Here is a 10,401-nt window from a genome sequence, read left to right as displayed (position 1 = left end):
AAACAATTTAATCTACAAATCGTTAAATTGCAGCAAAATGTATTGTCTATGGAAACGCTTAATCCAACCCCGGCTACTGAATCTATCAATGTTTTCCTTATAGGAAACAATCCGATAGAACTTAGTTCTATTTATGATAAACTTAAGGAAATTAAAAGTAGAACTTTTAAGACTGAAATAGGTTTCGAATTAAAAGGACTTGTGAATAAAATCAGAAGGTTTAGCCCTTCTTGTATATTAATTGATGATAACTTAAGTAGGCTAGATATTACTAAGCTTATTAAAAGGCTGTCATCTGATAATAAAACTAAAAACATACCCATTACCGTCATCAAAAACTCCAATTATAAAGAGGGGTTTGGTGAGGTGCAGGATTATGTTTTAAAGGAATCTATGACATCAGATATGTTGTCGCATTCAATATTAAATGCTATAAAATTTAAGAGAATGCAGACCTACGTGGTCAAAAAATATAAAAAGAATAAGTCTAGAGTAATGTCTTTACTTCAGGGCTAAATTTGATTTTTTAGTCGGAATACTGCCTTAAACTTTTCATTACCCCGCCTGACTTCAATCCTCAGGCGTTTGTTTTGCTTCTGATTCAGCATACTTACAATGTTTCCTAATTCAAGGCGATTTGTTGGTATATTGTTGATTGAGGTAATGATATCACCTTTTTTTAACCCTGCAAGATCTCCTGAAGAGTTTTCTCGGATGTCAACGATTTCGAAAGTGGATAATCTGCTGCCTTTGGCTTTTACAACTATCCCGCTCATGTTGTAGAAGAATTTCTTTCTGTATTTACTGCCCTTTCTTAAGTAAATCTTTTCATTGGGAAAATCAAAAATCACTTTAAACCTGCTTAAAATCGCCCCTCCAATAGATCCATTTCTGAATACATCTGTTTTCTTAAGGCTGTCAAGATAAATGTTGGTATCAGGAAAAGTGACAAGTAGGTCGTTCCAGCCTCGCTTACCAATTTCAAAACTTTCAAGGCGTGCAATTCTTCCATTTAATTCCCCTCCTAATCCCCTGCCTAGATTTGCTTCAATATTTTTTTCGGGTATATACAGGCAAGAATCTGACTGAGGGTCGATAAGCAATCCGTGACTTGCACCAGAGTCAATCATCAATTTTAGATCTATAGGATCATCATCATATGTAAGCGAACCGTGTATGTAGGGTTTAGTATCTTGAATTTCTATAGGAATTTCATGGTACTTTCTGCCTGGTTTATAATTTTCAGGTGTAGAAAGTGTAAGCACTTTGTTATCGTAATCTATTTTGACAACAAACCTGCTAAAGAGTTCGTAACCAAGTATTCCATGAACTTCAGTGCCCAAATAATTTCTTAATTCCAAGTAATCCTCTTCCAATACCAACATAGCATGTCCTAAACCTCTAACACCAGGAAGTGTAATAGACACGCCATTGGTGATATAGGCTTCTACTCCTTGGTCTTTTTCTCCACCAACACCGGAAATTGTATATTTTCTGGCATAAGAAAGATTTAGAATATCGCTAAAGGCCTTTTCTGTAAGAATAGTTGTCCGCACACCAGTGTCGAGCACAAATTTTAGTGGTAATTGATTGTTAAGAATTACAGGAACAACGATAAGATTATTGAAAAGCTGAAATGGGATTCTTACCTTCTTTTGGTCATTCATAATCTTAAAACCCAACTCCTGACCATTTAGAATGGTCGGGCTGATCAATAAGAATGCTGCTAAAAGAGTAAGTAAAAGTTTTCTCATAAAAGACGCCTGCCAATTATCATACGTAACAAGGTAATAATCAGCTAATAGACAAGGTTATTTTTTTTAAGTGAATACTTTATGACCCAATCTGGGTGATATTATTATTTCCTTAAAATTTGAAAAAAATTGGAATCCTTTTTGAACAAAACAACGGCAATACTAGTAACTAAATTTAGACCTAATACCAACCCGAATGCCAATAGCAGGTTATCCAGACTTAATATACTAGAAGTATCCAAGAAATTAAAATTAGTGCTGACCAGCTTAGCTAGATCAGCAAAAACAAGTAGTACAAGAAGTGCTATAAAGGCGGCAGAGGAAGTATTTAAAAATTGGTGCAAAATGTTCTGTTCCTTGCTAGACCCAAGCATTTGGATAATGGCATCAAATTTCTTTTGCTTGAATGAAGTATATTTATTTATAAGTAATACAATGATAATTGACCCGGTTATAATGGAGATAAGCATTTTGCCGTTTTCAATTTCTACCATGGCGTTTATCAAAAAAAGTAAAGTAAAAATGATTCGAAATACTGTATTAGCATTTTGAAGTTTAAACTTTCTAGCGATTATCTTATAATAGAAACCTATCATGACCAATAAAGGCCATATATCATACCAGATTAAGAATGGCGGTTTCTAAGGAAATAGAAGGGGTGTCCTTTAGTATAATGTACGATGTTTAAACACTGCTATGTACAATATTGAACAGTTAAGACTTATCAAGGTCTGACCAAAGTGAGTAGTCATCAAAGGTGAATGTCGACAATTTTTTGAACAGGTCTAATGCATTATTTTCATGAATGATATTCTTTCTGTTTTGCTCTTTAATAAATCCTTGGCTAGTCATTAAATCCAATTGTTGGATCAAGGCATTATAGAAGCCATTAACATTAAGAAGACCTACAGGTTTTTTAATCAGCTCTAATTGTACCCAGGTCGAGATCTCAGCTACCTCTTCAAGAGTTCCAAGACCACCAGGCATTGCTATAAAAGCATCAGATAGCTCAGCCATTAGCTGTTTTCTTTCATGCATACTTTTTACAATATGCATTTCAGTAAGGTTAGGGTGCCCTACTTCTTTGTCTTTGAGAAATTCAGGAATAACACCGATTACCTTTCCTCCTTGCTTCAACACTTCATCAGCGATCACACCCATGAGGCCAACTTTCCCCCCACCATATACCAGTTGAAGTCCTTGTGAAGCAATCAGCTGACCGAGAGTTTTGGCTTGCTCTTCATAAATTTTCTCAGCTCCGTAGCTTGACCCACAAAAGACACAGATATTCTTCATAATTTTAATCTGTAGATTCAAAAATTAAAACTACATAAAATATAGCTATGACAAATCGAGTTAATATTTCATCCGGTGCTGAGTGGGAAAATGTAGTCGGGTATTCAAGGGCAGTAAAAATAGGGAATCATATAGAAGTTTCAGGAACGGTTGCGCTCAAAGAAGGGGAGCTGGTTGGTGCTGGTAATGCTTACGTCCAGACTAAAAGGTGCCTTGAAATAATTGAAGAATCTCTAGAGAAACTAGAGGCCAAAATGGAAAATGTAATAAGAACTAGAATTTATGTGACCAATATTGAACAATGGCATGATATTGGCAAGGCTCATGGGGAGTTCTTTTTAGATATTAAACCTGCCACTTCTATGGTTGAAGTGAGCAAATTAATTTCTCCAGAATACTTGGTAGAAATTGAAGCTACTGCTATTGTTCAGTAGAGTTATTGATATCGTGCTGGTTGTCGCTAAACATTTTGTTGGGGAAAATTTTTGGAGAAAGAATCGCTAAAACGAACAATGCGAATACAACTAATAATGCAGACATATCTTTAATGATTAAGTTTAGGGAACAAATATAAACCGGATAGTAACATTATAAAATTATTGTGAAGAATTTAAATCCAATCAGTACCATCTTCCTTTTTCTATTTATTTTTTTATTCAGTTCACAGCTGTTCGCACAGCAGTCCAAAGTTTATGAAGATGATAGTCTTTCATATGGTGTAGGCATAATAGAAAATGGAAAAAAGGAAGGGCTTTGGAAGTTTTATAATAACAGAGGAGTGCTGCAAAAGGTGGGTGATTTTAATGCTGGGGTACGATCTGGTACTTGGAGAATTTATTATGCTGACGGTTCAGTTTTCGCCAAGATTGACTACGAAAATGGAGTGCCGGTAAAATATTTAGAATATTTTCCGTCTGGCAATAGTCGTGTGAAGGGTAATTTAATTAATGGAAAGAAATCGGGAACATGGACTTATTATTACGAATTAGGTACACGGAGAAAAATTGTTGAATATGTTGATGATAAGATTAATGGGTTGGTTCAGGAGTTTGCCCCAACAAGAGAGCTAATTGTTGAGGCAGAGTATGCAAATGACACTACTAATGGCATATGGAAGGAGTACAACCTGTTTAGAAATCTCATTGTTGAAGGGTTTTATAAAGAAGGTCAAAAGGATAAAGTTTGGCGGTACTACTATGATAACGGTGCTATTGAAGAACAACTATTTTATAAAAATGGGCTTAAGGATAGTGTTTATAGGAGCTATTTTAATAACGGAAAACCCAGAATAACCGGGTTTTATAAGAATGATCTTCGCGATGGTAATTGGAGGTTTTTCTATGAGTCTGGAATGTTGATGGAAGAAGGTACTTATAAAAATGGTTTGCAAAACGGGCAATGGTTTTCATACCATGAGAATGGCAGATTGAAGTCAGTTGGGTCTTTTATTGATGGTTTGGAGGATGGACTATGGGGCCTTTTTCACAATACTGGTCAACTAATGGTGGAAGAGACATGGAAACAGGGGTTGATTTGGGAGGTTAGTGATTATTATATGACTTCTGGAGATACTTTAAAATCAGGTACGCTAAGCAAGGGTACGGGGGTTAAAATTGATTATTATTTAAATGGAGAGGTTGAGATAAAGTGTGAATTCAAGCAAGGCATTCCTAATGGTAAGTGGGAGTACTATTTGGATGATGGAACTTTGGTTGAAGAAGGACAATTTACAAATGGGATAAAATCTGGGATATGGAAATTTTATCATAAAAATGGTAACCTCGAGTCTACAGGTCAATTTGTTAATGGGGAGAAGTCTGGAGAATGGCAATACTTTCATAGAAGTGGAAAGCCGAGCGAGACTATTGTTCATTAATATCTGCCTGAGTTAACTCTTCTATTTAACTCAAAAAATTACATTGGGAGCCTTAAAGGAGGTTTAATTTCTTACTTATTCACCTTTATCGAAACAAAATGCTATTATTGGCGTATCAGTTTGTCACAAATGATCATTTACGCTAATTCATGAAGAAAATAATTGTAATAGCAGGTATTGCAGTTGCTGTGATTGCTGTTTCTATGGTGGGATTTAGAATGTACACTAAATCATTCAGCCCGCAGGACAAAGTTGATTACGCTGAAGGTAATATTGACATTTCAGTGTCCTATGGAAGACCATTTAAAAAGGATAGAGTGGTTTTTGGCGGACTTGTTCCTTATGACAAAGTATGGAGGACAGGTGCTAATGAGCCAACTATTTTTACTACAAATGTGGATCTTAGAATTGGAGACCAAGTATTGCCTAAAGGAGATTATGCCTTATTTACGGTGCCAGGGCGTGAAAGTTGGCAGATTATTTTTAATAGAACGATACCTGGTTGGGGAGTTGATTTTTTTTCTGGTGAAGCTGCAAATGACTCAGCAACGCAAGAGTTAGTAGCTGAGGTAGCGCCTATTAATACCAAAAACATGTTTGAACAATTCACTATAGCATTTGAAGAAATGCATGATGAAGTTGACATGGTTTTAATGTGGGATCAAACTTTGGTTGTCGTTCCAATGATCCCACAGAATTAGTTAAAGCGATAGAATTTTTAGTATAACTACTACGTCTTCAGGTTGATCACCTCTTTTGTTTGGATCGCCCACATTTTTAAATCGTCTTATTTTTATATTGTCAGGGTTAGCACCCCTTTCCACAAGATAAGCCTTTACGGCTTCGGCTTGTTCCTCAGTTCTATCATTATGATAGGTTTTTTTAATTTCTAATTCCTTTACAGTTGTATAGACTATAGAATCCTTTTGTTGGGCTTCATTCATTTCAGTTAGTAGTGAATCAACCTGCTGACCTGATAATCCAAGAGAATCAACTTTTGAGATTGTATTAGCAACGGAAATTGTATCTATTACTTCTTTTTCTGTATAAACAGAGTCAACAATCAGTTCAGTTAAATCTTCATCGCTAAACACAGAGTCTTCTTTGTAGTTATTTTGATAGATGTCAAGTTCAAACTTCATATTTGAATTTCTTCGCGTCAAATCGGCTAGTCTTCTCAACTCAAATGTGCTTAGGTCATCAATTTCACTACTGTATTCTTTAAAACGAATGGCAGTCTCATACTCACTGCCAGCTGACATAGGCTCAAGTTGAATACGCAAATTTTGCTTGTCTCTATTGCCGATTTCATCCAAGGCATAAATTTTGGAATAGTACATATAAGTCTGGTCATCACTTTTTAAAGAGAGATCGTAATGCGATCCCTCATTCATCACAAGCGAAAACTCACCTTTTCCTCCAATCTTTTCATTGAAAATTCGATCCCTCAAATCAATGTTAAAAACGGTTAGCATTGCATTTAGAGGTTCACCAGTTTGTTTATCTGTAACTGTCCCCTGAACTCGCATAACCTTCTTGGGCTGGAATTCTTCAGGTATTAACACCTGTGTTATATGAAATACCCTGTCATCTTTCATAGAAGTGTATAGGTATCTACCTTTGGATGGGATGCTTATAAATTGATCATTTTGTGGAGTATTGATGAAGTCCATAGGAACTGGTTCCGACCAGCTATCACCCAATTTCTTGGTCATAAAAAGGTCCAGACCACCTTTTCCGCCAAATTGATCAGAGGAAAAAATCAAGGTATTTCCATCGGCAAGTATTTTAGGGTTCTGTGAGTTTCCAGTATTTATATTAGCAGGTAATTCAACAGGCTCCTGCCATTTGCCATATTTCATAGTTGCCACCATCAACTTACAACCAGAAGCACCTTTGTACTCTGACATTTGATTACATCTCATAAAGTACATCGTTTCACCATCTACAGATAGTGACGCTGTACCTTCGTTGCTGGCGGAATTAATTGGGCCTCCAAAATTCTTAGGCGCACCCCAGTTGTCACCTTCCCTTTTACTATACCATAATTCAAAACCACCAAGACCAGACTTTCTGGAAGTAAAAATCAGCATATCACCTTCAAAAGAAAGGCTATAACCCCCATAATAATTCAAGGTTGGCCGGTTTACATTTTTTGAAACTTCAACGCCATCATTCCATGAAGAAACGCTTTTCTTAGTAGTGAAATACATAGTGTGAAAACCATCATCAGAATAATCAGATTGATATACTATAGTTTCACCATCGCCACTTATTACGGGAGTATATAAGTTTAAAGATGGGTGATTAATATTTGGAGGTAATTTTTTAATCTCCGTCTGGCCAAATGACTGGGAATATACGACCATAGTAAACAAAAAGAATAGGCAAATTTTGAGAGTCTTCATAATCAAGGGGTGTACTTTTTTTCAATATATGAATTAAACAAGTTTATATCCACATAACGGATTAAAGATTAATGACCTAAGTTTATACCAAGATTATACCAACTTAAATTTCAATCTATTTAGAAAATGAAATTATTTTTTAGAGAAATGGGAGAGGGGCAGCCACTAATCATTCTACATGGCTTATTTGGCTCTTCAGATAATTGGCTGACTATTGGTAAGGCTCTTAGCGAGAAATATAAGGTGTACTTGTTAGACCAGCGAAATCATGGCCAATCACCGCATAGTAATGAGTTCAATTATTCTTCAATGGCACTTGACTTAGAGGAATTTATACAACAGCAGCAAATAGCAAACCCAATAATCATTGGACATTCTATGGGAGGGAAGACTGTGATGCAATATGCTGTTAATAATCCGAATAGCTGGATGAAGATGGTAGTGGTAGATATTGCGCCAAAAGCATATCCCGTTCACCATGATTCAATTTTGGAGGGTCTTAATTCTTTAGATCTTACAGGTTTATCTTCACGTGGTGAGGCGGATAAATATTTGGCTGAATATATTCCTGAAGTAGGTGTAAGGCAATTTTTACTTAAAAACTTAAATCGAGATTCAGGTGGGTTCAATTGGAAAATTAATTTGCCAGTTATCACCAGCAATATTGAGATTATAGGGGAAGGGCTAAATGGAAATCTCAAGGATTCAAAGCCAGTTCTTTTTATTAGAGGGAGGAATTCTAATTATATAAAAGATAGTGATTTTACTCTTATTGAAGAAAGTTTCCCTAATGCTCAAATTGAGACTGTTGAAAATGCAGGGCATTGGGTTCATGCAGAACAGTCTGATAACTTTATGGCAGTGCTAATAACTTTTTTGAACAGATGAATACTGGAAAGCTCTATGTAATTCCGACTGTAATAGCAGAGAATCGAGAAACCACTATTCCACAGCAAGTGCTTTCAGTTGTTAAGGAGACCAATATTTTTTTGGTAGAGAATATTAGAACTGCGAGAAGATACATTAGTAGCCTAAAGCTCGGACTAACAATTGAAGATTTGGAGTTTTCTTTATTAGATAAGAAAACCGCTAATGAAGAAATCTCACGCATCATGCAACCGCTATTGGCTGGGAAGGATATTGGGATTTTATCTGAATCTGGGTGTCCAGGGATAGCCGATCCTGGTGCAAAGGCGGTAGAATGGGCGCATAGAAACGGCATTAAAGTTATTCCTTTGGTTGGACCTTCATCGCTTTTATTAGCCTTGATGGGATCTGGTTTTAATGGACAGAAGTTTTGTTTTCATGGCTATCTACCAATAGATAAAAAACCGTTGGAGGCTGAAATAAGAAGATTAACCGTGGAATCTAATAGGTTTAATCAAACCCAAATATTCATTGAAACACCTTATAGAAATAATCAATTGCTTAAAACTATTCTAGCGGTTTGTGACAATTCAACTCAACTTTGTGTTGCTAGGGATCTTACAGGAGAACAGGAATTTATAGAGACTCATGCCATTGCTCAATGGAAAAACCAAAATATTGATCTTCATAAGGTTCCAACGGTGTTTCTAATTTATGCTGGAAATTAACAACACAAACTATTCATTTTATTATCATACCATTTTACTCTAAATTTGCGCGTTCAATTTATAAGGAACTAAAGTATAATCAATGCCATATTTATTTACGTCCGAATCAGTATCTGAAGGACACCCAGACAAAGTAGCTGATCAAATTTCTGACGCTCTTATTGATAATTTTCTAGCATTTGATAGGGATTCTAAAGTAGCATGTGAAACATTAGTAACTACAGGGTTAACTGTATTAAGTGGAGAAGTTAAATCGACTGCCTATTTGGATGTTCAGAAAATTGCCCGTGAGGTAATTAACAAAATAGGATACACCAAAGGAGAATATATGTTTGATGGTAATTCTTGTGGCGTGATTTCAGCAATACACGAACAATCTCCAGACATTAACCAAGGTGTAGATAGAGGTAACCCAGAGGAGCAGGGAGCTGGTGATCAGGGTATGATGTTTGGCTATGCAACCAATGAGACTGAGAATTACATGCCTTTGGCATTAGACCTGTCTCATAAAATATTGATTGAGCTGGCGGCATTGAGAAGAGAAAATAAAGACATCACATATTTGAGACCGGATGCCAAGTCTCAGGTAACTATTGAATATTCTGATGATAACACACCTCAAAGGATAGAAGCAATAGTGGTGTCTACTCAGCATGATGATTTTGATGAAGAGGGTAAAATGCTGGCCAAGATTAAAAAGGATATTATTGAGATTCTTATTCCAAGAGTTAAGGCGCAATTAAAGCCTGAATTACAAAAGCTATTCAATGATCAGATAAAATACCACATTAATCCAACTGGTAAATTTGTTATTGGAGGACCACATGGAGATACAGGACTTACTGGCCGTAAAATCATTGTAGATACCTATGGAGGTAAAGGAGCTCATGGTGGGGGAGCATTTTCAGGAAAGGATCCTTCAAAGGTTGATAGATCAGCGGCTTATGCAACCAGGCATGTAGCTAAAAATATGGTAGCAGCAGGAGTTGCTGATGAAATTTTGGTTCAGGTCTCATATGCAATTGGTGTTGTTGAACCAATGGGAATTTTTGTTAACACTTTTGGATCATCAAAGGTAGGTTTGTCAGATGGCGAGATTGCTAAGAAGATTGCTAAGATTTTTGACATGAGACCATATGCAATTGAGACTAGGCTTAAACTTAGAAACCCTATTTACTCGGAGTCTGCTTCATACGGACACATGGGTAGAGAAAATGTAACGGTTCAAAAGGAGTTTGTTTCAGCCAATGGAGAGAAGATAGTTAAAGAGGTAGAACTGTTTACTTGGGAGAAATTGGACTATGTAGATGCTATTAAAAACGAATTCTCCTTATAACATGTAAGGAGAATCATATTGAAATAAAAAAGGGGCTTTTAAAGCCCCTTTTTTATTAGTGTTCCAGTTGCATTGCTTTTGCTTTCTTTAGCTGCCTTCGCAAAGCTTCAGTAGCTAAATCTGTAGCTTGTTCAAA

Annotated in this window: 11 protein-coding genes; 7 read left to right on the top strand and 4 right to left on the bottom strand. The window is 36.1% G+C overall.

The window, feature by feature from the left end:
- Window positions 1-516, top strand: a 516-nt coding sequence (locus E1140_RS20725; RefSeq protein WP_221412740.1) for a hypothetical protein, incomplete at its 5' end; no start/stop codon positions are given.
- Here the strand turns inward: E1140_RS20725 and E1140_RS20720 are convergent.
- The 3 genes from E1140_RS20720 to E1140_RS20710 all read right to left on the bottom strand — a co-directional run bounded on the left by E1140_RS20720 (window position 513) and on the right by E1140_RS20710 (window position 3,050).
- A complete protein-coding gene (locus E1140_RS20720; protein WP_155188637.1) occupies window positions 513-1,754 on the bottom strand; it encodes an aspartyl protease family protein in 1,242 nt (413 codons plus the stop codon). The genes E1140_RS20725 and E1140_RS20720 overlap by 4 nt on opposite strands.
- 104 nt (window positions 1,755-1,858) lie before the next feature.
- The gene (locus tag E1140_RS20715; protein ID WP_155188635.1) at window positions 1,859-2,248 is read right to left on the bottom strand and encodes a hypothetical protein; all 390 of its coding nucleotides are present in this window, start codon (window positions 2,246-2,248) and stop codon (window positions 1,859-1,861) included.
- Between the two features lie 220 nt (window positions 2,249-2,468).
- Window positions 2,469-3,050, bottom strand: coding sequence for an LOG family protein (locus E1140_RS20710; RefSeq protein ID WP_155188633.1), 582 nt, complete (start codon window positions 3,048-3,050; stop codon window positions 2,469-2,471).
- A gap of 47 nt (window positions 3,051-3,097) precedes the next feature.
- Between E1140_RS20710 and E1140_RS20705 the strand changes: the two genes are divergently transcribed.
- From E1140_RS20705 to E1140_RS20695, 3 genes are all read left to right on the top strand, one after another.
- Window positions 3,098-3,484 carry a RidA family protein gene (locus E1140_RS20705; protein WP_155188631.1) on the top strand — a complete coding sequence of 129 codons (387 nt, stop codon included), beginning with the start codon at window positions 3,098-3,100 and terminating at the stop codon, window positions 3,482-3,484.
- Window positions 3,485-3,651: 167 nt separating this feature from the next.
- On the top strand, window positions 3,652-4,926 hold the full coding sequence (locus tag E1140_RS20700) for a toxin-antitoxin system YwqK family antitoxin (protein WP_155188629.1): 1,275 nt from the start codon (window positions 3,652-3,654) through the stop codon (window positions 4,924-4,926).
- A 149-nt stretch (window positions 4,927-5,075) separates the two neighbouring features.
- A complete protein-coding gene (locus E1140_RS20695) occupies window positions 5,076-5,627 on the top strand; it encodes a DUF2911 domain-containing protein (RefSeq protein WP_155188627.1) in 552 nt (183 codons plus the stop codon).
- Here the strand turns inward: E1140_RS20695 and E1140_RS20690 are convergent, their stop codons facing one another.
- The gene (locus E1140_RS20690; protein ID WP_221412739.1) at window positions 5,628-7,295 is read right to left on the bottom strand and encodes a TolB-like translocation protein; all 1,668 of its coding nucleotides are present in this window, start codon (window positions 7,293-7,295) and stop codon (window positions 5,628-5,630) included.
- 165 nt (window positions 7,296-7,460) lie between these two features.
- On the opposite strand from E1140_RS20690, the gene E1140_RS20685 reads away from it, so the two are divergent.
- From E1140_RS20685 to metK, 3 genes are all read left to right on the top strand, one after another.
- Entirely contained in the window at window positions 7,461-8,222 is a 762-nt protein-coding gene (locus E1140_RS20685; RefSeq protein WP_155188623.1) for an alpha/beta fold hydrolase, read from the top strand.
- On the top strand, window positions 8,219-8,929 hold the full coding sequence (locus tag E1140_RS20680) for an SAM-dependent methyltransferase (protein ID WP_155188621.1): 711 nt from the start codon (window positions 8,219-8,221) through the stop codon (window positions 8,927-8,929). The genes E1140_RS20685 and E1140_RS20680 overlap by 4 nt, the downstream gene beginning before the upstream one ends.
- An 82-nt stretch (window positions 8,930-9,011) precedes the next feature.
- Entirely contained in the window at window positions 9,012-10,265 is a 1,254-nt protein-coding gene (gene metK / locus E1140_RS20675) for a methionine adenosyltransferase (RefSeq protein ID WP_155188619.1), read from the top strand.
- Window positions 10,266-10,401 lie beyond the last annotated feature (136 nt).

The organism is Fulvivirga lutimaris (assembly GCF_009711525.1).
In the GTDB taxonomy this organism is placed as follows: domain Bacteria; phylum Bacteroidota; class Bacteroidia; order Cytophagales; family Cyclobacteriaceae; genus Fulvivirga; species Fulvivirga lutimaris.
This window is presented reverse-complemented; position numbering and strand designations above follow the sequence as displayed.